20 protein-coding genes are annotated in these 21,038 nt (G+C 65.4%); 5 read left to right on the top strand and 15 right to left on the bottom strand.

The features are described 5' to 3' along the window. Positions 1-3: 3 nt before the first annotated feature. From hscB to uvrB, 6 genes are all read right to left on the bottom strand, one after another. Positions 4-522: a Fe-S protein assembly co-chaperone HscB gene (gene hscB, locus ACEOAB_RS11500; protein ID WP_007828191.1), complete on the bottom strand. Its 519-nt coding sequence runs from the start codon at positions 520-522 to the stop codon at positions 4-6. Between the two features lie 63 nt (positions 523-585). Beyond that, entirely contained in the window at positions 586-909 is a 324-nt protein-coding gene (iscA, locus tag ACEOAB_RS11495; RefSeq protein WP_007828190.1) for an iron-sulfur cluster assembly protein IscA, read from the bottom strand. A 1-nt stretch (position 910) separates the two neighbouring features. After that, positions 911-1,330, bottom strand: coding sequence for a Fe-S cluster assembly scaffold IscU (gene iscU / locus ACEOAB_RS11490; protein ID WP_007828189.1), 420 nt, complete (start codon positions 1,328-1,330; stop codon positions 911-913). Positions 1,331-1,380: 50 nt separating this feature from the next. Next, positions 1,381-2,601: an IscS subfamily cysteine desulfurase gene (locus tag ACEOAB_RS11485; protein ID WP_413748487.1), complete on the bottom strand. Its 1,221-nt coding sequence runs from the start codon at positions 2,599-2,601 to the stop codon at positions 1,381-1,383. A gap of 84 nt (positions 2,602-2,685) precedes the next feature. Continuing rightward, positions 2,686-3,222 carry a Fe-S cluster assembly transcriptional regulator IscR gene (gene iscR, locus ACEOAB_RS11480; protein ID WP_007828186.1) on the bottom strand — a complete coding sequence of 179 codons (537 nt, stop codon included), beginning with the start codon at positions 3,220-3,222 and terminating at the stop codon, positions 2,686-2,688. A gap of 246 nt (positions 3,223-3,468) precedes the next feature. Next, positions 3,469-5,586, bottom strand: coding sequence for an excinuclease ABC subunit UvrB (gene uvrB / locus ACEOAB_RS11475; protein ID WP_413748488.1), 2,118 nt, complete (start codon positions 5,584-5,586; stop codon positions 3,469-3,471). A 105-nt stretch (positions 5,587-5,691) separates the two neighbouring features. Between uvrB and ACEOAB_RS11470 the strand changes: the two genes are divergently transcribed. The 4 genes from ACEOAB_RS11470 (at position 5,692) to ACEOAB_RS11455 (ending at position 9,751) form a co-directional block, all read left to right on the top strand. Beyond that, complete coding sequence (locus tag ACEOAB_RS11470) at positions 5,692-6,888, top strand: amino acid aminotransferase (protein WP_056598043.1); 1,197 nt, start codon at positions 5,692-5,694, stop codon at positions 6,886-6,888. A gap of 156 nt (positions 6,889-7,044) precedes the next feature. Continuing rightward, a complete protein-coding gene (locus ACEOAB_RS11465) occupies positions 7,045-8,451 on the top strand; it encodes a polyhydroxyalkanoate depolymerase (protein ID WP_056598041.1) in 1,407 nt (468 codons plus the stop codon). 20 nt (positions 8,452-8,471) lie between these two features. Continuing rightward, the gene (locus tag ACEOAB_RS11460) at positions 8,472-9,116 is read left to right on the top strand and encodes an RnfABCDGE type electron transport complex subunit B (RefSeq protein ID WP_413748489.1); all 645 of its coding nucleotides are present in this window, start codon (positions 8,472-8,474) and stop codon (positions 9,114-9,116) included. Beyond that, positions 9,113-9,751 carry a LysE family translocator gene (locus ACEOAB_RS11455; protein WP_056598038.1) on the top strand — a complete coding sequence of 213 codons (639 nt, stop codon included), beginning with the start codon at positions 9,113-9,115 and terminating at the stop codon, positions 9,749-9,751. The genes ACEOAB_RS11460 and ACEOAB_RS11455 overlap by 4 nt, the downstream gene beginning before the upstream one ends. A gap of 112 nt (positions 9,752-9,863) precedes the next feature. Here the strand turns inward: ACEOAB_RS11455 and ACEOAB_RS11450 are convergent, their stop codons facing one another. Continuing rightward, positions 9,864-10,775 carry an EamA family transporter gene (locus ACEOAB_RS11450; protein ID WP_413748490.1) on the bottom strand — a complete coding sequence of 304 codons (912 nt, stop codon included), beginning with the start codon at positions 10,773-10,775 and terminating at the stop codon, positions 9,864-9,866. Between the two features lie 116 nt (positions 10,776-10,891). Between ACEOAB_RS11450 and ACEOAB_RS11445 the strand changes: the two genes are divergently transcribed. Then, positions 10,892-11,389, top strand: coding sequence for an Lrp/AsnC family transcriptional regulator (locus ACEOAB_RS11445; protein ID WP_056521564.1), 498 nt, complete (start codon positions 10,892-10,894; stop codon positions 11,387-11,389). Here ACEOAB_RS11445 and ACEOAB_RS11440 read toward each other — a convergent pair. The 8 genes from ACEOAB_RS11440 to scpA are packed head-to-tail and all read right to left on the bottom strand — an operon-like array spanning position 11,379 to position 20,924. Further along, complete coding sequence (locus ACEOAB_RS11440) at positions 11,379-11,867, bottom strand: VOC family protein (protein ID WP_056598760.1); 489 nt, start codon at positions 11,865-11,867, stop codon at positions 11,379-11,381. The two genes, ACEOAB_RS11445 and ACEOAB_RS11440, sit on opposite strands and share 11 nt — an antisense overlap. After that, entirely contained in the window at positions 11,864-12,892 is a 1,029-nt protein-coding gene (gene bioB / locus ACEOAB_RS11435) for a biotin synthase BioB (RefSeq protein ID WP_413748491.1), read from the bottom strand. The genes ACEOAB_RS11440 and bioB overlap by 4 nt, the downstream gene beginning before the upstream one ends. Beyond that, positions 12,892-14,940, bottom strand: coding sequence for an acetyl-CoA carboxylase biotin carboxylase subunit (accC, locus tag ACEOAB_RS11430; protein ID WP_413748492.1), 2,049 nt, complete (start codon positions 14,938-14,940; stop codon positions 12,892-12,894). The genes bioB and accC overlap by 1 nt, the downstream gene beginning before the upstream one ends. A 19-nt stretch (positions 14,941-14,959) precedes the next feature. Continuing rightward, complete coding sequence (locus ACEOAB_RS11425) at positions 14,960-15,646, bottom strand: YwqG family protein (protein WP_413748493.1); 687 nt, start codon at positions 15,644-15,646, stop codon at positions 14,960-14,962. Positions 15,647-15,651: 5 nt separating this feature from the next. Further along, positions 15,652-17,196: an acyl-CoA carboxylase subunit beta gene (locus tag ACEOAB_RS11420; RefSeq protein ID WP_007828159.1), complete on the bottom strand. Its 1,545-nt coding sequence runs from the start codon at positions 17,194-17,196 to the stop codon at positions 15,652-15,654. 40 nt (positions 17,197-17,236) lie between these two features. Next, positions 17,237-18,286: a methylmalonyl Co-A mutase-associated GTPase MeaB gene (gene meaB, locus ACEOAB_RS11415; RefSeq protein WP_056598027.1), complete on the bottom strand. Its 1,050-nt coding sequence runs from the start codon at positions 18,284-18,286 to the stop codon at positions 17,237-17,239. Next, on the bottom strand, positions 18,280-18,753 hold the full coding sequence (locus ACEOAB_RS11410) for a GNAT family N-acetyltransferase (RefSeq protein ID WP_413748494.1): 474 nt from the start codon (positions 18,751-18,753) through the stop codon (positions 18,280-18,282). Before ACEOAB_RS11410 ends, meaB begins: the two co-directional genes overlap by 7 nt. Before the next feature lie 8 nt (positions 18,754-18,761). Next, positions 18,762-20,924, bottom strand: a complete 2,163-nt coding sequence (gene scpA / locus ACEOAB_RS11405) for a methylmalonyl-CoA mutase (RefSeq protein WP_413748495.1) — start codon at positions 20,922-20,924, stop codon at positions 18,762-18,764. Between the last annotated feature and the right edge of the window lie 114 nt (positions 20,925-21,038).

Here is a 21,038-nt window from a genome sequence, read left to right as displayed (position 1 = left end):
CCCTTATTGTCCCAATTGATCGAATTTGGCTTCGACGTCCTGTCCGAAGCGCTCAATGAACATGAGGGCTCTCACCTGCTGCGCGGCGGCGGGATAGTCGCCTTTTTCGTCGATCAGCCAGTCGAGGGACGAGAGTGCGCGTGCGCGAGCGGCTTCGACCTCTGCCAGCAACTTGTCGAGCGCGGCGGTGCTGTCGATGTCGTCCAGCGCCTCGCGCCACTCCATCTGCTGCATCAGGAATTCCGCCGGCATCGCCGTGTTGTTCTCGGTGTTCAGCGGCGCATCGTGCAATTCGCAGATGTAGCTGGCGCGGCGGATCGGGTCCTTGAGCCGCTGGTAGGCCTCGTTGATGCGCACCGACCATTGCATGGCCACGCGCTGCGCCGCGGCACCCTGCGCGGCAAAGCGGTCCGGGTGAACCTCGCGCTGCAGCTCTTTCCAGCGCGCGTCGAGCGCGGCGCGGTCCTGCGCGAAAGTCGCCGGGACGGCAAACAGTTGAAAGTCGGTGTCGTTCAGGTTCATGGCAAGAAAAAACCGCCAGCACATGACATGGTGGCGGCTGTGGTCGCGCTCAGCGACGACGCATCAAATGCGAAAGCTTTCCCCGCAACCGCAGCGATCACGCTCGTTCGGGTTGATGAACTTGAAGCCTTCGTTCAGGCCTTCGCGCACGAAGTCGAGCTGCGTACCGTCGATGTAGGCCAGGCTCTTCGGGTCGACCAGCACCTTCACGCCGTGGTCTTCGAACACCACGTCTTCAGGCGTGAACTCGTCCACGTACTCGAGCTTGTAGGCCAGGCCCGAGCAGCCCGTGGTCTTCACGCCCAGCCGCACGCCCACGCCCTTGCCTCGCTTGCCGAGGTAGCGGGTGACGTGTCGCGCAGCGGCTTCGGTCAGCGTAACGGCCATGTCAGTGGACGGCTTCGGCAGCGGACTCGGCGGTCTTGACGCCGTGCTTGGCCTTGTAGTCGCTCACGGCGGCCTTGATCGCGTCTTCGGCCAGGATGGAGCAGTGGATCTTCACGGGCGGCAGCGCCAGCTCTTCGGCGATCTGCGCGTTCTTGAGCGCAGCCGCTTCGTCGAGCGTCTTGCCCTTGACCCATTCGGTCACGAGCGACGACGAGGCAATGGCCGAGCCGCAGCCGTAGGTCTTGAAGCGTGCGTCTTCGATCACACCGGTTTCGGGGTTGACCTTGATCTGCAGCTTCATCACGTCGCCGCAGGCCGGTGCGCCGACCATGCCGGTGCCGACCGAATCGTCGCCCTTTTCGAAGGAGCCGACGTTGCGGGGATTTTCGTAGTGGTCGATGACCTTGGAAGAATATGCCATGGTGTACCTCTCAAACTTTGTTCAATCGTGGAGCCTAGGGCTGCCCTGTATCAGTGGGCCGACCACTGGATCGTGCTGATGTCGACGCCGTCCTGGAACATCTCCCACAGGGGGCTCAGCTCACGCAGCTTGGCAACGTTGTGCTTGATGGTCGAAATGGCGTAGTCGATTTCTTCTTCGGTCGTAAAACGGCCGATGGTCATGCGCAGGCTGCTGTGGGCCAGTTCGTCGCTGCGGCCCAGGGCGCGCAGCACGTAGCTCGGCTCAAGGCTGGCCGAAGTGCAGGCCGAACCCGACGACACCGCCAGGCCCTTGATGCCCATGATCAGCGACTCGCCTTCGACGTAGTTGAAGCTCATGTTCAGGTTGTGCGGCACGCGGTGCTCGAGGTCGCCGTTGATGAACACCTGTTCGACGTCCTTCAGGCCGTCGAGCAGGCGCTTCTGCAGGCGCGCCGCATGGGCGATGTCGTCCTTCATCTCGAGCTTGGCGATGCGGTAGGCCTCGCCCATGCCGACGATCTGGTGCGTGGGCAGGGTGCCCGAGCGCATGCCGCGCTCGTGGCCGCCGCCGTGCATTTGCGCCTCGAGGCGGATGCGCGGCTTGCGGCGCACGTACAACGCGCCAATACCCTTGGGGCCGTAGGTCTTGTGCGAAGCCAGGCTCATCAGGTCGATGGGCAGCTTGGTGATGTCGATCTCGACCTTGCCGGTGGCCTGGGCCGAATCGACGTGGAAGATCACGCCCTTTTCGCGGCAGGCATTGCCGAGCGCGACCACGTCCTGGATCACGCCGATCTCGTTGTTCACGAACAGCACGCTGGCCAGGATGGTGTCGGGACGAATGGCCGCCTTGAACTTCTCGAGGTCGACGAGGCCGTTTTCCTCGACGTCGAGGTAGGTGACCTCGAAGCCCTGGCGCTCCAGCTCACGCATGGTGTCGAGCACGGCCTTGTGCTCGGTCTTCAGCGTGATCAGGTGCTTGCCCTTGCCCTTGTAGAAGTGGGCCGCGCCCTTGAGTGCGAGGTTGATCGACTCGGTCGCACCCGAGGTCCACACGATTTCGCGGGGATCTGCGTTGATCAGCTCAGCCACCTGGCCGCGCGCCTTCTCGACCGCCTCTTCAGCCTCCCAACCCCAGGCATGGCTGCGCGATGCCGGATTGCCGAAATGTTCGCGCAACCAGGGAATCATGGCGTCGACCACACGCGGGTCGACCGGCGTGGTGGCGCCGTAATCGAGATAGATCGGGAAATGAGGAGTTACGTCCATGGCTGGCTCGTGCTGGCGTGGGGGGTTGTTTTTTGATCTGGGCTGCTCGTGCCGACGCCCGCAGGCGCCGCCGGAAATCAGGTCTCAGGACTTGGCGAAGGCGTTGCCGAGGGCGAATACCGAATTCGGCGCATTCACGCGAATCGGCTTGACCACCGGCTGCGCCGAGATGGCACGCTTGACGACCGGCTTGTTCTCGATCTGCACGCCCTTGGCGATCTGGTCGTCGACCAGCTTCTGCAAGGTGACGGAATCGAGGAACTCGACCATGCGCTGGTTCAGCGAGGCCCAGAGTTCGTGCGTCATGCAGCGGCCGGCTTCGCCCAGGCAGTTTTCCTTGCCGCCGCACTGGGTGGCATCGATGGGCTCATCGACGGAAACAATGATGTCGGCCACGGTGATATCCGCAGCCTTGCGACCGAGGCTGTAGCCGCCGCCGGGGCCGCGGGTCGACTCGACCAGCTCGTGGCGGCGCAGCTTGCCGAACAGCTGCTCGAGGTACGACAGCGAAATCTGCTGCCGCTGGCTGATCGCAGCCAGCGTGACCGGACCGGTGTTCTGACGCAACGCCAGATCGATCATTGCTGTGACCGCAAAACGGCCTTTGGTAGTGAGACGCATCGCAAGCTCCTTCAAGTGCTTACCGTTGAAATGACACCGTGGCCTGGACCGCGGTGACTTCGTCTCCGCCCTGCCCGATCCCTGACGCTGGTGAACCAGCCGGTGGGAGTCGGTCCTTCATCGCGAAGTTCTTTTTTTGTTGTTGAGTATTTCGGTCAAGTATAGCAGAAGGCCCTGAACCCCGCTGGGGTAAACCCCAGCGCGGTTCGCTTGAAGAATGCGAACCTCCGAACTAGCGCGGTCGGCCTACTGCGGCAGGATCGCGATGTTGTCGCCGCCCGAAGCCCCGAATGCCTGCTCCCGCAGCAGCGCCAGCTGGTCGCGCACCCGGGCCGCCTTCTCGAATTCGAGATTGCGGGCGTGTTCCAGCATCTGCTTTTCAAGCCGCTTGATTTCCCGCGCGATGTCTTTCTCGCTCATGTCCTCGACCTTGGCGCGTTCCAGGTCGAGCTTGGCCATTTCCTTGCCGGTCTTCTCGCTGTAGACGCCGTCGATCAGGTCGCGCACCTGCTTGACGATGCTGCGCGGCGTAATGCCATTGGCTTCGTTGTGGGCCATCTGCCGGGCGCGGCGGCGCTCGGTTTCGTCGATGGCCTTCTTCATCGAATCGGTCATCCGGTCGGCGTACAGGATGGCCTTGCCGCTCAGGTTCCGCGCCGCCCGGCCGATGGTCTGGATCAGAGAGCGCTCGGCGCGCAGGAAGCCTTCCTTGTCCGCGTCGAGGATCGCCACCAGCGACACCTCCGGAATGTCCAGCCCCTCGCGCAGCAGGTTGATGCCCACCAGCACGTCGAAGGTGCCCAGGCGCAGATCGCGCAGGATTTCCACCCGCTCGACGGTGTCCACGTCGCTGTGCAGGTAGCGCACCTTCACGCCGTTGTCGCCCAGGTAGTCTGTCAACTGCTCGGCCATGCGCTTGGTCAGCGTGGTGATGAGCACGCGCTCGTTCTTCTCGACGCGGATGCGGATCTCGCCCAGCACGTCGTCGACCTGGTGCGTGGCGGGCCGCACCTCCACTTCGGGGTCGATCAGCCCGGTAGGCCGAACCAGCTGTTCGACCACGTTGCCGGCATGGTCCTTTTCGTATTGCGCCGGCGTGGCCGAGACGAAGATGCACTGGCGCATGCGGGTCTCGAACTCCTCGAGCTTGAGCGGGCGGTTGTCCAGCGCGCTCGGCAGGCGAAAACCATATTCGACCAGCGTGGTCTTGCGCGCCCGGTCGCCGTTGTACATGCCGCCGAGCTGGCCGATCATCTGGTGGCTCTCGTCGAGGAACATCAGCGCGTCCTTCGGCAGATAGTCCGTCAGCGTGGCCGGCGGCTCACCCGGCGCAGCGCCCGAGAGGTGGCGGGTGTAGTTCTCGATGCCCTTGCAGTGGCCGATCTCGGCGAGCATCTCGAGGTCGAAACGGGTGCGCTGCTCCAGCCGCTGCGCCTCGACCAGCTTGCCCGCGCCCACCAGCTCCTTGAGCCGTTCGCCCAGCTCGATCTTGATGGTTTCCACCGCCGCCATGACCTTGTCGCGCGGCGTCACGTAGTGGCTCGACGGATACACGGTGAAGCGCGGCACCTTCTGCCGGATGCGCCCCGTCAGCGGGTCGAAGAGCTGCAGCGACTCGATCTCGTCGTCGAACAGTTCGAAGCGGATTGCCAGCTCGCTGTGCTCGGCCGGAAACACGTCGATGGTGTCGCCCCGCACGCGGAAGGTGCCCCGGGCGAAGTCCTGCTCGTTGCGCAGGTACTGCATGCGGATCAGCCGCGAGATCAGGTCACGCTGACCGACCTTGTCGCCGACGCGGGCAATCAGCCGCATCTCCATGTAATCCTCGGGTGTACCGATGCCGTAAATGGCACTCACCGTGGCCACGATCACCGTGTCGCGCCGCTCCAGCACGCTCTTGGTGGCCGACAGGCGCATCTGCTCGATGTGCTCGTTGATGGACGAGTCCTTCTCGATGAACAGGTCGCGCTGCGGCACGTAGGCCTCGGGCTGGTAGTAGTCGTAGTAGCTGACGAAGTACTCGACGGCGTTCTTCGGGAAAAACTCGCGGAATTCGCTGTAGAGCTGCGCCGCCAGCGTCTTGTTGGGCGCGAACACGATGGCCGGGCGGCCCAGCCGGGCGATCACGTTGGCCATGGTATAGGTCTTGCCGGAGCCGGTCACGCCCAGCAGGGTCTGGAACACCTCGCCGTCGATCACGCCCTCGACCAGCCCCTCGATGGCCGTCGGCTGGTCGCCGGCTGGCGGATAGGGCTGAAAAAGCTCGAAGGGCGAGCCCGGATAGCGGACGAATTCCCCCTGTTTCGCCGGGCCGATCGGGTCCAGTTTCTTCAGGTCTGCTATGGCTTCGTTGTTCTCTGGCATGGCTGTTCCCGACAGGTGGCGCTCGCGCCGGTAAAATTCAAGGCAACCGGAAAGGATAAAGCCTCCTCCGGTTGCAGCGCAGCTTTCATCCCAAAGGACCTTTCCATGTCTATGTTCACCGCGGTCGAAATGGCACCGCGCGACCCGATCCTCGGCCTCAACGAGCAATTTGCAGCCGATACCAACCCCAACAAGGTCAATCTCGGCGTCGGCGTCTATTACGACGACAACGGCAAGCTGCCCTTGCTCCAGTGCGTGCAGGCGGCCGAACAGAACATGATGAAAGCGCCTACGGCGCGCGGTTATCTCCCGATCGACGGCATTGCCGCGTACGACAACGCCGTGAAGGCGCTGGTCTTCGGCGCCGACAGCGAACCCGTCACCTCGGGCCGCGTCGCCACCATCCAGGCCATCGGCGGCACCGGCGGCCTGAAGGTCGGCGCCGACTTCCTGAAGAAGCTCAACCCCAACGCCAAGGTGCTGATCAGCGACCCGAGCTGGGAAAACCACCGCGCGCTGTTCACCAACGCGGGCTTCGAAGTCGAAAGCTACCCCTACTACGACGCGGCCACGCGCGGTATCAACTTCGACGGCATGCTGGCCGCCCTGAACGCGGCGCCGGCCGGCACCATCGTCGTGCTGCATGCCTGCTGCCACAACCCGACCGGCTACGACATCACCCCGGCCCAGTGGGACCAGGTGGTCGCCGCCGTCAAGGCCAAGGGCCTCGTGCCCTTCCTCGACATGGCCTACCAGGGCTTCGGCTACGGCCTGAAGGAAGACGGCGCGGCCGTCGCCAAGTTCGTCGATGCCGGCCTCACCTTCTTCGTCTCGACCTCGTTCTCGAAGAGCTTCAGCCTGTACGGCGAACGCGTGGGCGCCCTGTCAGTGCTGTGCGAAAGCAAGGAAGAAGCGGGCCGCGTGCTGTCGCAGCTCAAGATCGCCATCCGCACCAACTACAGCAACCCGCCCACGCACGGCGGCGCCGTGGTGGCTGCGGTGCTCAACAACGCCGAGCTGCGCGCCCTCTGGGAAAAGGAACTGGGCGAGATGCGCGTGCGCATCAAGGCCATGCGCCAGAAACTGGTCGACGGCCTCAAGGCCGCCGGCGTGAAGCAGGACATGAGCTTCATCACCACGCAGATCGGCATGTTCAGCTACTCGGGCCTGACCAAGGACCAGATGGTGCGCCTGCGCAATGAGTTCGGCGTGTACGGCACCGACACCGGCCGCATGTGCGTGGCCGCGCTCAACAGCAAGAACATCGACTACGTCTGCGCGTCGATTGCCAAGGTCATCTGACCGTCAGCAAGATGTGAGGGAATTCGTTTCACGACAATTCCTTCACATTTGGTGAAAAAACGGCCCTGGCCGGGGATCTACGTAGGGGTAAGGCCCCCTGCGCCCTGCCGATGGCGCTGATATATTGCACCGCAACATTCCACTCCAACACCCGCGATGCTCTACCAACTCTACGAAGCCCAGCGTTCCTTGATGGAGCCCTTCTCGGACTTCGCCCAGGCGGCCTCCAAGCTCTACGGCCAGGGCGCCGTGTGGGGCCAGGTGCCCATGGCCCAGCGCATGGCCGCCGGCTACGACCTGCTCTACCGGCTCGGCAAGGACTACGAGAAGCCCGAGTTCAATATCAAGTCGGTGAAGGTCGACGGTGAAGATGTGGTGATCCAGGAGGCCGTCGAGCTCGACAAGCCGTTTTGCGAACTGCGCCGCTTCAAGCGCTTCACCGACGAGCCGCACATCCTCAAGACGCTCAAGAGCCAGCCCGTGGTGCTGATCGTGGCGCCGCTGTCGGGCCATTACTCCACACTGTTGCGCGACACCGTGCGCACCATGCTGCAGGACCACAAGGTCTACATCACCGACTGGAAGAACGCGCGCCTCGTGCCGCTGTCGGAAGGCGAGTTCCACCTCGACGACTACATCAACTACGTACAGGAGTTCATCCGCCGCCTGCAGGCCGAATACGGCAACTGCCACGTGGTGAGCGTGTGCCAGCCGACGGTGCCGGTGCTGGCCGCCGTCTCGCTGATGGCCAGCCGCGGCGAGCAGCTGCCGCTGACCATGACCATGATGGGCGGCCCCATCGATGCGCGCAAGTCGCCCACCGCGGTCAATAACCTCGCGATGAACAAGAGCTTCGAGTGGTTCGAGAACAACGTGATCTACCGCGTGCCGCAGGGCTTCCCGGGCGCAGGCCGCAAGGTCTATCCCGGCTTCCTGCAGCACACCGGCTTCGTGGCGATGAACCCCGACCGCCACGCCAGCAGCCACTACGACTATTTCAAGGACCTCATCAAGGGCGACGACGCCAGTGCCGAGGCTCATCGCAAGTTCTACGACGAGTACAACGCCGTGCTCGACATGGACGCCGATTACTACCTCGAGACCATTCGCACCGTGTTCCAGGAGTTCAACCTGGTCAATGGCACGTGGGACGTCAAGAACCCCAAGGGCCAGGTGGAGCGCGTGCATCCGCAGGACATCCATTCCACCGCCCTGCTCACGATCGAAGGCGAACTCGACGACATCTCGGGCTCGGGCCAGACCGAAGCCGCGCACAGCCTGTGCACCGGCATCGCCGACGACAAGCGCGAACACTACGAAGTCAAGGGCGCGGGCCACTACGGCATCTTCAGCGGCCGCCGCTGGCGTGAACTGGTCTATCCGAAGGTGCTGAAGTTCATCGCAGCCAACGACCAGCCGCAAAGCCGTGCCGGCAACCGCGGCGGCCTCGCAGCCGAGGACACGATCAAGCCCGAGCGCAAGACAGCCGCCGTCGCGGCCAAGAAAGTTCCAGTGAAGAAGGCCGCGAGCGTGGCTGTGAAGAAGAGGCCGACTGCGCGCTGAAGCGCGCGCAGCTTCACCCCATGGACGGGCTCGCCGCACGCATCAACGACGCACTGCCTCAAACGCAGTGCACACGGTGCGGCTACCCGGATTGCGCAGGATACGCCCAGGCCGTGGCCGACGGCGAGGCCGGCATCAACCAGTGCCCGCCGGGCGGTGCCGAAGGCATCGAGCGGCTCGCGCAACTCACCGGCCGCGCCGCCCTTCCCCTCGATGCCCAATTCGGCACCGAAGGCCCGCGCGCCATGGCGGTCATCGACGAAGCCTGGTGCATCGGCTGCACGCTGTGCCTCGACGCCTGCCCCACCGATGCCATCGTCGGCATCAACAAGCGGATGCACACCGTGATCGAAGCCCACTGCACGGGCTGCGAACTGTGCATTCCGGTCTGCCCCGTCGACTGCATCTCGCTCGAAGTCGAGACACCCGGCCTCAGTGGCTGGCAGGCCTGGTCGGCTGAACAGGCTGCCAGCGCGCGGCGCCGCTACGAGGTGCATGGGCAGCACCGCAACACCGACGCGCGGCTGGCCGACAAGGCGCCCGAGCCCGAAGCCCTGCAAGACGCCGGCGCCCGCAAGCGCGCCATCGTCGAAGCCGCACTGGCGCGTGCCCGCGCCGCCTCGCAACAACGACAACGCCCGCCGAGCACCACCACCAAGCCATGACACTCGACACCCTGCTCATCTACGTCGTCGCCTCGCTCGCGTTGGCCCTGATTCCGGGGCCGACGATGCTGCTGGCGCTGTCCAACGGCATCGAAGGCGGCATGCGCCGTGCAAGTTGGGGCATTGCCGGCGCGTCGCTCGGCAGCGTCACGCTGATCGCCGTCGTCGCGCTCGGGCTGGGCTCGCTGCTCGCGGCTTCGGAGTGGCTCTTCAACGCGATCCGCATCGCCGGCGTGGCGTACCTCGTGTGGCTGGGCATCAAGCTGTGGCGCAGCGAGGCCACCGACCTCGGCACCGCGCTGGCCAAGTCGCCGCTCGAGGTTCGGCCACAGGGCCGCGTTGCGCTGATGCGCAGCCTCGCGGTGGCATTGTCGAATCCGAAGACGGTGCTGTTTTTCGCTGCCTTCCTGCCGCAGTTCATCGACATCGCGAAGCCGCAAGGCCCGCAGTACCTGCTGCTGGGCACGGTGTTCGTCGCACTCGACACCTGCGTGATGCTGGCCTATGCGTCGGCCGGCACGCAGGCCGTGCGCTTTCTCTCGCAGCGCGGCCTCAAGGCCATGAACCGCGGTTGCGCAGCCGGCATGTGGCTGCTCGCGGCTACGCTTGCGGTGTGGCGCCGCCCCGGCGCATAGCAAAGCTCTCCCCCAGGCTTCGCGCACTTCGTGTCGCTCCGCCAACCCCCTTCCGGGGGCAACACCTGCGGCCCTGCAAAGCCGGTTCCGCGGTGTTACCGGAAATCGAGTTTCATGCTCTTCGCTTGAAGAGCATCAGCAGCACACCAGCCAAGACGACGGCCACGGCGTACCACTCGAAGCGAGTGACCGTCTCGTTGGCGATCCACACGCCCAGCAGCATCGCGATCACCGGATTGACGAAGGTGTAGCTCGCGGCCAGCGCAGCAGGCGCCTTCGCGAGCAGCACCATGTAGGCGTTGAAGGCAATCAGCGAACCGAACACCACGAGGTAGATCCACGCGGCGACAGCTTCGGGCTGCAGCGGCCAGCTCATCGTTTCGCCGGACATCGTGGCGAGCCCCATCAGCACCAGGCCGCCGCAAAGCATCTCGCTCGCAAAGCCCATCGCGCCGGGCGCCAGCGGCAGGCTGCGTTGGCTCAGCACACTGCCCAGCGACCAGCAGACGCAGGCGATGCAGATGGCGATCAGCCCCTCGGGCGAGGAACGGAAACCGCTGCCCTGCGTCAGCATCAGCACGCCGACGAGGCCGAGCGCGATGCCGGCGGCCTCCAGCCGCGACGGCTTCACGCCCCAGATCAGGTTCATCAGCGCAATCAGCAGCGGGATTACGGCGATGAACGCCACCACCAGCCCCGAGCCGATCGACACCTCGGCATTCGCCGTGCCGCCCATGCCACCGCCGAGCATCAGCGCGCCGACGACAAAGGCATTGCGCCACTGCGCGAGCGATGGCCACGGCGCGCCGCGCCAGCGCATCCACAGCGCCAGCAGCACGCCCGCGAACAGGAAGCGCGAGCCCATCTGCAGAAACGGCGGAAAACTGATCAGGGCGTACTTGATCGCGAGGTAGGTCGAGCCCCAGACCACCCACGTGGCGGCGAGGCAGAGCCACAGCATCGGCGGCAGCCCAGGGCGCGCGGCAATGGGTGCGGCTTGGGCGGGAGAAGCGAGGGTCGGCATGTGGAGGGTGTTTCTTCTTGGTGTGAGATGCCGGTCATGGTATGAAAGCGATCTCCCGGCAGCCATGCGAGATTCATGGTTCTGCCTTCGCCAAACCGTCGATTTAAAGGAGTTGCATGGACTTTTCCTTGAACCCCGCGCTGGACGCCCACGACACCCGCATCCTCGCCGAACTGCAGAACGACGCACGCCTGACCATGGCAGAACTGGGCCGCCGCGTGCACCTGAGCCAGCCCGCCGTGACCGAGCGCGTGAAGAAGCTCGAGGCCGCGGGCGTCATCAGCGGCTACCGCGCGACGGTGAACCTGGGGAAGCTCGGCTACGGCATCCGAGCGATCATCCGCGTGGGCCGCGCCGACTACGCGCGCGTGGTCGAACTGGTGCAGCAGACGCCCGAATGCGTCAATGCCTACAACGTGACCGGAGACGACAGCTGGATTCTCGAGATCGCGGTGATCGACGTGAGCCACCTCGATGCGGTGGTCACCAAGTTCTGCATCCTCACCGAGACGGCGACCTCGATCATCCTGAACCCGGCGCGCGAGCACCAGCCGATGCTGCCGCCTCGGCGTTCGGACGTGAAGCCGCCGATCAGGAAAGTGCTCAACGCGTAGCGGCGAGCGCGCCGAAGGCGGCCACCACCTCGGGCGGCGCCTGCACCATCTCGATCAGCACGCCCTCGCCCGCGATCGGAAACTCGTCGTTCGCCTTCGGATGCAGGAAGCAGATGTCGAAACCGGCCGCGCCCTTGCGGATACCGCCGGGCGCAAAGCGAACGCCCTGCGCCGTGAGCCACTCGACGGCCTTGGGCAGGTCGTCGATCCAAAGCCCCACGTGGTTGAGCGGCGTGGTGTGCACGGCGGGCTTCTTCTCGGGGTCCAGCGGCTGCATCAGGTCGACCTCGACCTTGAACGGCCCCGCGCCCATCGCGCAGATGTCTTCGTCGACGTTCTCGCGCTCGCTCTTGAAGGTGCCTGTGACTTCGAGCCCCAGCATGTCGACCCAGAGCTTCTGCAGCCGCAGCTTGTCCGTGCCGCCGATGGCGATCTGCTGGATGCCCAGCACCTTGAAGGGGCGTGCGTTGGTGCTCATGCCGCGCAACCTTCCGGCTGCTCCTGCACCTGCCGCGCATTGAGCCCGAGCTTGCGCAGCAGCACCGTGTCGGCCTCGACGTCGGGGTTGCCGGTAACCAGCAGCTTGTCGCCGTAGAAGATCGAATTCGCACCTGCCATGAAGCACAGCGCCTGCACCGCATCCCCCATCTGCTGACGCCCGGCCGACAGCCGTACGCGCGCGGTTGGCATCGTGATGCGCGCGACCGCGATCATGCGCACGAAGTCGAAGGGATCGACCGGCTCCGAATCGGCCAGCGGCGTGCCGGGCACGCGCACCAGGCTGTTGATCGGCACCGACTCGGGGTACGGGTTCAGGTTGGCCAGCTGCGCGATCAGCCCCGCGCGATGCACCGGCGCCTCGCCCATGCCGACGATGCCGCCGCAGCACACGCTGATGCCGGCGCTGCGCACATGGGCCAGCGTGTCGAGCCGGTCCTGGTAGGTGCGCGTGTCGACCACGTCGGTGTAGTACTCGGGTGCGGTGTCGAGGTTGTGGTTGTAGTAGTCGAGGCCCGCGGCCTTGAGCTGATGCGCATGGTGCGGCTCCAGCATGCCGAGCGTGGCGCAGGTTTGCATGCCCAGGCCCTTCACGGCCTCGACCAGCACGGCCACCTTCTCCACGTCGCGGTCCTTGGGCGCACGCCATGCGGCACCCATGCAGAAGCGCGTGGCGCCGGCGTCCTTGGCGGCCTGCGCGGCGCGCACCACCTCGTCGACCTCCATGAGCTTCTGCGCCTTCACGCCGGTATCGAACTCGGCCGACTGCGGGCAGTAGCCGCAGTTCTCGGGGCAGCCGCCCGTCTTCACCGACAGCAGCGTGGCCAGCTCGATGTCGCCGGCCGGGAAGTGCTCGCGGTGCACGGTCTGCGCCTCGAACAGCAGGTCCATCAGCGGCTTGTCGAGCAGCGCCTGGATCGCCTCGACGGACCACGGGCCCTGCGGCGCCGCGGCCTTGGCAGGCCGGTGCATCGTGATCGTCTGTTGCAAGTCGTTGGCACCCATCAGTTGAACTCCAGAATGATCTGATCGACGGCGAGCGATTCGCCCTTGCCCGCCGAAATCTTGCCCACCACGCCGTCCTGCGAAGCGAACAGCACGTTCTCCATCTTCATGGCCTCGATCACGGCCAGCTTCTCGCCGGCCCGCACCTGCTGCCCCGGCTGCACCGACACCTCGACCAGCAGGCCCGGCATCGGCGACATCAGGAACTTGCTCAGGTCCGGCGGCGCCTTGTAGGGCATCTGCTCCAGCAGGCGCGCGCCCAGCGGCGACAGCACCATCGCCTCGATCTGCGTGCCGTCGTGCGACACGCGCAGCGCCAGCGGGTTCTTGCCGGCCCCGCGCTCGACCTGCGCGGTGAAGGGCCGGTCGTTGACCGTGCCCTGCACGCGGATGGAGCCGAGCGCAAAGCCGCTGTCGATCTTGTAGTTCTTGCCGCCCACGGCGACCGCGCTTGCGCCGGTCTTGCCATGGAAGTCGGTGACCGAGACCGGATGGTGCACATGCTTGCCCTCCGGCCCCAGTTCGACCACCACGAACTGCTCGCCCACCTTCACGCCGTGGCCTTCGAGCTGCCCGCTGATGCCCGATGCGCGCGCGCGGTAGCGGCGGTGCACGTAGGCCGCGAGCGCAACCAGGAACGACGGATCGGCGTGCGGCACGTCTTCCGCATGGAAGCCCTTGCCATAGTGCTCGGCGATGAAGCCGGTGTTGAAGTCGCCCGCCACGAACTTCGGATGCGCCAGCAGCGCCGCCTGGAACGGGATGTTGCTGCTGATGCCGCGAATCACGAAACCGTTGAGCGCCTCGCGCATGCGGGCAATCGCATGCTGACGGTCCTTGCCGTGCACGATGAGCTTGGCGATCATCGAGTCGTAGTACATCGGGATCTCGCCGCCGTCGTACACGCCGGTGTCCACGCGCACGCCGTTCAGGTGCTCGGTGTCGCTCGCGAACATGGTCTCGGCGGGCGGCTGGAACTTCACGAGGCGGCCGGTCGAAGGCAGGAAGCTGCGGAACGGGTCTTCGGCGTTGATGCGGCATTCGATGGCCCAGCCGTTGCGCTTCACCTGCTCCTGCGTGAGCGGCAGTTGCTCACCGGCCGCCACGCGGATCATCAGCTCCACCAGGTCGAGGCCGGTGATGCACTCCGTGACCGGATGCTCCACCTGCAGGCGCGTGTTCATTTCGAGGAAGTAGAAGCTCTGGTCCTTGCCGACCACGAACTCCACCGTGCCCGCGCTCTGGTACTTCACGGCCTTGGCCAATTGCACCGCCTGCTCGCCCATCGCCTTGCGCGTGGCATCGGAGATGAAGGGCGACGGCGCCTCCTCGATCACCTTCTGGTGGCGGCGCTGGATGGAGCATTCGCGCTCGTTCAGGTAGATAACGTTGCCGTGCGAATCGCCCAGCACCTGGATCTCGATGTGGCGCGGCTCCTCGACGAACTTCTCGATGAAGACGCGGTCGTCGCCGAAGCTGTTGCGTGCCTCGTTGCGGCAGGAGGTGAAGCCCTCGAAGGCCTCGTTGTCGTTGAAGGCCACGCGCAGGCCCTTGCCGCCTCCGCCGGCGGAGGCCTTGATCATCACCGGGTAGCCGATGTCCTTCGCGATCTCGACGGCGCGCTCGGCCGTCTCGATGGCGTCGTTCCAGCCCGGAATGGTGTTGACGTTGGCCTCGTTCGCGAGCTTCTTCGAGGCGATCTTGTCGCCCATGGCAGCGATCGAATAGTGCTTCGGCCCGATGAAGGCAATGCCCTCTTCCTCGACCTTGCGCGCGAAAGCTTCGTTCTCCGACAGGAAGCCGTAGCCTGGGTGCACAGCCTCGGCACCGGTCTTCTTGCAGGCCGCGATGATGCGGTCGGCCTGCAGGTAGCTCTCGCGGCTGGGCGCGGCGCCGATGTGCACGGCCTCATCGGCCAGCTCGACGTGGCGGGCTTCCTTGTCGGCATCGGAGTAGACGGCGACGGTGAGGATGCCCATCTTCTTCGCGGTCTGGATGACGCGGCAGGCGATTTCCCCGCGGTTGGCAATAAGTATTTTCTTAAACATCTAGGGTCTCCGCGGGATCTCAGCGGTTGATGAACATCGAGTAAACCGGCTGCGCTTGCGCGCGATCGACGAACACGTATGCCGTGCCGTCGGAACAGAAGTTCGCCACTTCGGCGCCGCCGCCATCGACCAGATCGATCCAGTTGTCGATCTGCAGCAGCAGGCGTCCTGCGGGCATTCCTTGCGCGCCGTTGGCCGTCCAGTAAGGCACGCCGCCGCTCTTCGTGCGCCATGCGCTCGCCCAGTCGTGGGGATGTGCGACCTCCTGCGGCAAATCGAAATGGGCCTGATAGTCGTAGAAGGCCTCCTCCATTTCCGCGGGAGCGCCATCGTCATCGGCGCGCCACCCTGCGATGGCAATTTCGCGTAGCAATGGAGGCGGGCCGTCGGCAGAGTCCGCAGGCGGTGCGGTCGGCCCTGCGCCCAGTTCGGTGCGTGGCACGGCGAACGCGGCGTTCGCACCTGCGTCATGCTCCCAGAAGCTGCAGATGCTGTCCCACTCGCACTTGAACAGGAACAGCACCTCGCCTTCCGCGAGCGGCAGCGCCTCGCCATCGGTCGGCAATTGCGCCAGGTGGCTCATTGCGCGGTTGCATTCGCGGCAGACGGGCCACAAGCGCCGGGGCAGGCCCCAGGGCAGGCCACCGAGCTTGGGGACAAGTCCAGGGTCCGCTCCCTCGCGGAACCGGGGGTAGTAGCTGCGCATGCGAATCAGAGCGGAATGTTGCCGTGCTTGCGCCACGGGTTCTCGAGCTTCTTCTCGCGCAGCATCACCAGCGAGCGGCAGATGCGCTTGCGCGTCTCGTGCGGCAGGATCACGTCGTCGATGTAGCCGCGCGCGCCCGCCACATACGGGTTGGCGAAGCGGGCCTTGTATTCGGCCTCGCGTGCGGCCAGCTTCTCGGGGTCGTTCTTGTCTTCGCGGAAGATGATTTCCACCGCGCCCTTCGCACCCATCACCGCGATCTCGGCACGTGGCCAGGCGAGGTTGACGTCGCCGCGCAGGTGCTTGGAGGCCATCACGTCGTACGCGCCGCCGTAGGCCTTGCGCGTGATGACGGTGATCTTCGGCACCGTGCATTCGGCATATGCGTAGAGCAGCTTGGCGCCGTGCTTGATGATGCCGCCGTACTCCTGCCCCGTACCGGGCATGAAGCCGGGCACGTCGACGAAAGTAACCACGGGAATGTTGAAGGCGTCGCAGAAGCGCACGAAGCGCGCGGCCTTGATGCTCGACTTGATGTCGAGGCAGCCCGCCAGCACCAGCGGCTGGTTGGCCACGATGCCGATGGTCTGGCCTTCCATGCGCGCGAAGCCGATCACGATGTTTTTCGCGTAGTCGGGCTGCAGCTCGAAGAAGTCGCCGTCGTCCACCACCTTGAGGATCAGTTCCTTGATGTCGTAGGGCTTGTTCGGGTTGTCGGGCACCAGCGTGTCGAGCGAATAGTCGGGCCGGTCGGCCGGGTCGCCCTGGCCGTTGTTGCCCAGGCGCACCGGCGGCTTCTCGCGGTTGTTGAGCGGCAGGTAGTTGTACAGGCGGCGCAGCATCATCAGCGCCTCGACGTCGTTCTCGAATGCCATGTCGGCCACGCCGCTGCGCGTGGTGTGGGTGACGGCGCCGCCGAGCTCTTCGGCCGTTACGCTTTCATGTGTCACGGTCTTCACCACCTCGGGGCCGGTGACGAACATGTAGCTCGAGTCCTTCACCATGAAGATGAAGTCAGTCATGGCGGGCGAGTACACCGCGCCGCCCGCGCACGGGCCCATGATCATGCTGATCTGCGGCACCACGCCCGAGGCCATCACGTTGCGCTGGAACACGTCGGCATAGCCGCCGAGCGAGGCCACGCCCTCCTGGATGCGCGCGCCGCCCGAATCGTTCAGGCCGATGACCGGTGCACCGACCTTCATGGCCTGGTCCATCACCTTGCAGATCTTCTCGGCATGTGCCTCGCTGAGCGCGCCACCGAAGACCGTGAAGTCCTGGCTGAACACGAACACGAGGCGGCCGTTGATCATGCCGTAGCCGGTGACCACGCCGTCGCCCGGGATCTTCTGCTCGGCCATGCCGAAGTCCACCGAGCGGTGCTCGACGAACATGTCCCACTCCTCGAAGGTGCCGTCGTCGAGCAGCAGCTCGATGCGTTCGCGCGCCGTGAGTTTGCCCTTGGCGTGCTGCGCGTCGATGCGCTTCTGCCCGCCGCCGAGACGCGCCTGGGCGCGGCGCTTTTCGAGTTGTTCGATCAGTTCTTGCATGGTGTGCTTCCGAAGCTGTGGTCCTGAATTTCGTGTGGTGTCATGGCCTGGCGGTGATGGCGGCCGCCGCAAGCAATTGGCGCGCCGCGGTCGATGCGGGCAACGTGCCCTGCGCCACCTGCTGCGTGAGTTCGGGCAGCAGCTCGCGCACCTGCGGGTGATGCCTGAAGGCGTGCTTGAGCCCCGCGTCGATGCGTTCCCACATCCACGCGGTGGCCTGTTTCTCTCGGCGTTTCGCCAGCCTGCCGTTGGCGGTCTGCAGTTGCCTGAACTGCGTGACGGCGTCCCAGAAGGCGTCGACGCCCGTGCCTGCCAACGCGCTGAGCTGCAGCACCTTGGGCAGCCAGAAGCGCACCTCCGTGCCGCTGTGCGCGTCATGCACCGCATGCGCGTGGTCCGGGTTGCCCTGGTGGCCGAAAAGGCGCAGCGCCGAGGTGATCTGCGCCTGCGCGCGCGTGGCGGCGTCCTTGTCGATGTCGGCCTTGTTGATGACGACCAGGTCGGCCAGCTCCATCACGCCCTTCTTAATCGCCTGCAGGTCGTCGCCGGCGTTGGGCAGCTGCATCAGCACGAACATGTCGGTCATGCCGGCCACGGCCGTTTCGCTCTGGCCCACGCCCACGGTTTCGACGATCACGATGTCGTAGCCTGCCGCCTCGCACACCAGCATCGCCTCGCGCGTCTTCTCGGCCACGCCGCCGAGCGTGCCGCTCGACGGGCTGGGCCGGATGTAGGCGCGCTCGTGCACCGAGAGGTGCTCCATGCGCGTCTTGTCGCCGAGGATGGAGCCGCCCGAGACGGTGGACGACGGGTCGATGGTGAGCACCGCCACGCGATGCCCCTTGCCGATCAGCAGCAGACCCAGCGTCTCGATGAAGGTCGACTTGCCCACGCCGGGCACGCCCGAGATGCCGAGGCGAAACGAATTCCCGGTGCGCGGCAACAGCGCGGTGAGCAATTCATCGGCCTGCGCGCGGTGGTCGTCACGGGTCGATTCGAGCAGCGTGATCGCCTTGGCGATCGCGCGGCGCTGCGACATGCCCGACGTATCGACGACCGCGCTTTCCAGCGCCTGCACGGTGTTCAGCACGCGTCCTCCGGAGACACGCGCCAGCGGTAATGCAGGTCGACGCCCTCCTCGCCTTCGAGCACGAAACCGTGCCGCAGATAGAAGCGGTTGGCGTCGCTCTGCACGAGCGCGGTGAGCTTGATGTCGAGATGCTGCTCGCGCGCCTGCGACTTGGCCCATTCGATCACCCATTCGCCGATGCCCAGCCCCTGGAAGCCGGTGCGCAGGTAGAGGTGGTCCAGGCGCAGCGCGTCGGCTCCCTCGGGCTTGAGCGTGACGAAGCCGATGCGCTGGTCGCCGTCGAGCACGATGTGGTGCATGTAGGGCACCACGAAGCCCGCGTTCAGGCGTTCGCGCGAACGCGCCGGGTCGAAGCGGCCCACGCGCTCCAGGCTCGGACGCATCGCGTCGATGCGCAAGGCCAGCATGGCCTCGAAATCGCTGGAATCCACCGGCTGCAGCGACAGCCGCGACAAGAGATCGCCCACGTCGCTTCTCAGGCCGAGACCGCCGCGCGGATCTGTTCCAGCACGTCCTTGGCGCTGGCGGGAATGGGCGTGCCCGGCCCGTAGATGCCCTTGACGCCGGCCTCGTAGAGAAAGTCGTAGTCCTGCCGCGGGATCACTCCGCCGACGAACACGATGATGTCGTCCGCGCCCTGCTTCTTCAGCTCGTCGATGATGGCCGGCACCAGCGTCTTGTGGCCGGCGGCCAGCGTGCTAACGCCGACAGCGTGCACGTCGTTCTCGATGGCCTGCCGCGCACACTCCTCGGGCGTCTGGAACAGTGGACCCATATCGACGTCGAAACCCAGGTCGGCAAAGGCCGTGGCAACGACCTTCGCGCCACGGTCGTGTCCGTCCTGCCCGAGCTTGGAAATCATCACGCGCGGACGGCGTCCCTGTTCTTCGGCGAAGGCGTTGATTTCGGTCTTCAGCGTTTCCCAGCCCTCGGCCGAATCGTAGGCAGCAGCGTACACACCGGTCACCTTTTGCGTGTCGGCCCGATGGCGGCCGAATGATTTTTCAAGTGCGTCCGAAATCTCGCCCACCGTGGCGCGCAAACGCACCGCATCGATGCTGAGCGCGAGCAGGTTGCCGGTGTTGTTCTCGGCGGCTTCGGTGAGCGCGTCGAGCGCGGCCTGCACCTTGGCGGCGTCGCGCGAGGCGCGGATCTTCTGCAGCCGCGCCACCTGCTGGTCGCGCACCTTCACGTTGTCGATCGACAGGCTGTCGATCGCGTCCTCGTTCTTGAGCTTGTACTTGTTGACGCCCACGATCACGTCCTTGCCGGAGTCGATGCGCGCCTGCTTCTCGGCGGCGGCCGCCTCGATCTTGAGCTTGGCCCAGCCGCTGTCGACGGCCTTGGTCATGCCGCCCATCGCTTCGACCTCTTCGATGATGGCCCAGGCCGCATCGGCCATGTCCTGCGTGAGCTTCTCCATCATGTAGCTGCCGGCCCAGGGGTCGATCACGTTCGTGATGTGCGTCTCTTCCTGGATGATGAGCTGCGTGTTGCGCGCGATGCGGGCGCTGAACTCGGTGGGCAGCGCGATGGCTTCGTCGAGCGCGTTGGTGTGCAGCGACTGCGTGCCGCCGAACACCGCGGCCATCGCCTCGATGGTGGTGCGCACCACGTTGTTGTACGGGTCCTGCTCGGTGAGGCTCCAGCCCGAGGTCTGGCAGTGCGTGCGCAGCATCAGGCTCTTGGGGTTCTTGGGGTTGAACTCCTTCATGATGCGGCACCACAGCAAGCGCGCCGCGCGCATCTTCGCCACTTCGAGGTAGAAGTTCATGCCGATGGCCCAGAAGAAGCTCAGGCGACCGGCGAAGCCGTCCACATCGAGGCCCTTGGCCAGCGCGGTCTTCACATATTCCTTGCCGTCGGCCAGCGTGAAGGCCAGCTCCAGCGCCTGGTTGGCGCCGGCTTCCTGCATGTGGTAGCCGCTGATCGAGATCGAGTTGAACTTGGGCATCTTCTGCGCCGTGTACTCGATGATGTCGCCGATGATCCGCATGCTCGGCCCGGGCGGGAAGATGTAGGTGTTGCGGACCATGAACTCCTTGAGGATGTCGTTCTGGATGGTTCCGCTCAGCTGGTCCTGCGCCACGCCCTGCTCTTCGGCCGCGACCACGTAGCCCGCGAGCACCGGCAGCACGGCGCCGTTCATCGTCATGGACACGCTCACCTTGTCCAGCGGGATCTGGTCGAACAGGATCTTCATGTCTTCCACCGAATCGATCGCCACGCCGGCCTTGCCGACGTCGCCGGTCACGCGCGGATGGTCGCTGTCGTAGCCGCGGTGGGTGGCGAGGTCGAAGGCCACGCTCACGCCCTGCCCGCCGGCGGCCAGCGCCTTGCGGTAGAAGGCGTTCGATTCTTCGGCTGTGGAGAAGCCTGCGTACTGGCGGATGGTCCAGGGGCGCACCGCGTACATGGTGGCCTGCGGGCCGCGCAGGTAGGGCTCGAAGCCGGGCAGCGTGTCGGTGTACTTCAGGCCCTGCAGGTCGGCCGCGGTGTACAGCGGCTTCACCGCGATGCCGTCGGGCGTGATCCAGTTCAGCGCATTCACGTCGCCGCCCGGCGCTGACTTGGCGGCGGCCTTGGCCCAGGCTTCGAGATCGGCGGGCTTGAAAGAGGGTTCGGGTGTGCTGCTCATGAGGGGGCCGTTCGCAGGGTCTTTCAGGGTATTCGCAAATTCGCCTGCACGGATTTGCAAGCCGGCCGCGAGTCTAACCGATCCATAATTATTAATTCAAACGCCATTTTTGCA

This window comes from Variovorax sp. Varisp53, assembly GCF_059491555.1.
The sequence above is the reverse complement of the archived record's forward strand: the minus strand, read 5'-3'. Positions and strand labels throughout refer to the sequence as shown.

Bases quoted from the DNA above. Each gene is read 5' to 3' on its own strand.
- ACEOAB_RS11450 (WP_413748490.1), bottom strand. From the start codon at position 10,775: ATGCCGACCCTCGCTTCTCCCGCCCAAGCCGCACCCATTGCCGCGCGC.
- ACEOAB_RS11485 (WP_413748487.1), bottom strand. From the start codon at position 2,601: ATGGACGTAACTCCTCATTTCCCGATCTATCTCGATTACGGCGCCACC.
- ACEOAB_RS11460 (WP_413748489.1), top strand. From the start codon at position 8,472: ATGGACGGGCTCGCCGCACGCATCAACGACGCACTGCCTCAAACGCAG.
- ACEOAB_RS11445 (WP_056521564.1), top strand. From the start codon at position 10,892: ATGGACTTTTCCTTGAACCCCGCGCTGGACGCCCACGACACCCGCATC.
- ACEOAB_RS11470 (WP_056598043.1), top strand. From the start codon at position 5,692: ATGTCTATGTTCACCGCGGTCGAAATGGCACCGCGCGACCCGATCCTC.
- ACEOAB_RS11455 (WP_056598038.1), top strand. From the start codon at position 9,113: ATGACACTCGACACCCTGCTCATCTACGTCGTCGCCTCGCTCGCGTTG.
- scpA (WP_413748495.1), bottom strand. From the start codon at position 20,924: ATGAGCAGCACACCCGAACCCTCTTTCAAGCCCGCCGATCTCGAAGCC.
- iscA (WP_007828190.1), bottom strand. From the start codon at position 909: ATGGCCGTTACGCTGACCGAAGCCGCTGCGCGACACGTCACCCGCTAC.
- ACEOAB_RS11425 (WP_413748493.1), bottom strand. From the start codon at position 15,646: ATGCGCAGCTACTACCCCCGGTTCCGCGAGGGAGCGGACCCTGGACTT.
- iscU (WP_007828189.1), bottom strand. From the start codon at position 1,330: ATGGCATATTCTTCCAAGGTCATCGACCACTACGAAAATCCCCGCAAC.
- ACEOAB_RS11465 (WP_056598041.1), top strand. From the start codon at position 7,045: ATGCTCTACCAACTCTACGAAGCCCAGCGTTCCTTGATGGAGCCCTTC.
- ACEOAB_RS11440 (WP_056598760.1), bottom strand. From the start codon at position 11,867: ATGAGCACCAACGCACGCCCCTTCAAGGTGCTGGGCATCCAGCAGATC.
- bioB (WP_413748491.1), bottom strand. From the start codon at position 12,892: ATGGGTGCCAACGACTTGCAACAGACGATCACGATGCACCGGCCTGCC.
- accC (WP_413748492.1), bottom strand. From the start codon at position 14,940: ATGTTTAAGAAAATACTTATTGCCAACCGCGGGGAAATCGCCTGCCGC.
- ACEOAB_RS11420 (WP_007828159.1), bottom strand. From the start codon at position 17,196: ATGCAAGAACTGATCGAACAACTCGAAAAGCGCCGCGCCCAGGCGCGT.
- hscB (WP_007828191.1), bottom strand. From the start codon at position 522: ATGAACCTGAACGACACCGACTTTCAACTGTTTGCCGTCCCGGCGACT.
- iscR (WP_007828186.1), bottom strand. From the start codon at position 3,222: ATGCGTCTCACTACCAAAGGCCGTTTTGCGGTCACAGCAATGATCGAT.
- uvrB (WP_413748488.1), bottom strand. From the start codon at position 5,586: ATGCCAGAGAACAACGAAGCCATAGCAGACCTGAAGAAACTGGACCCG.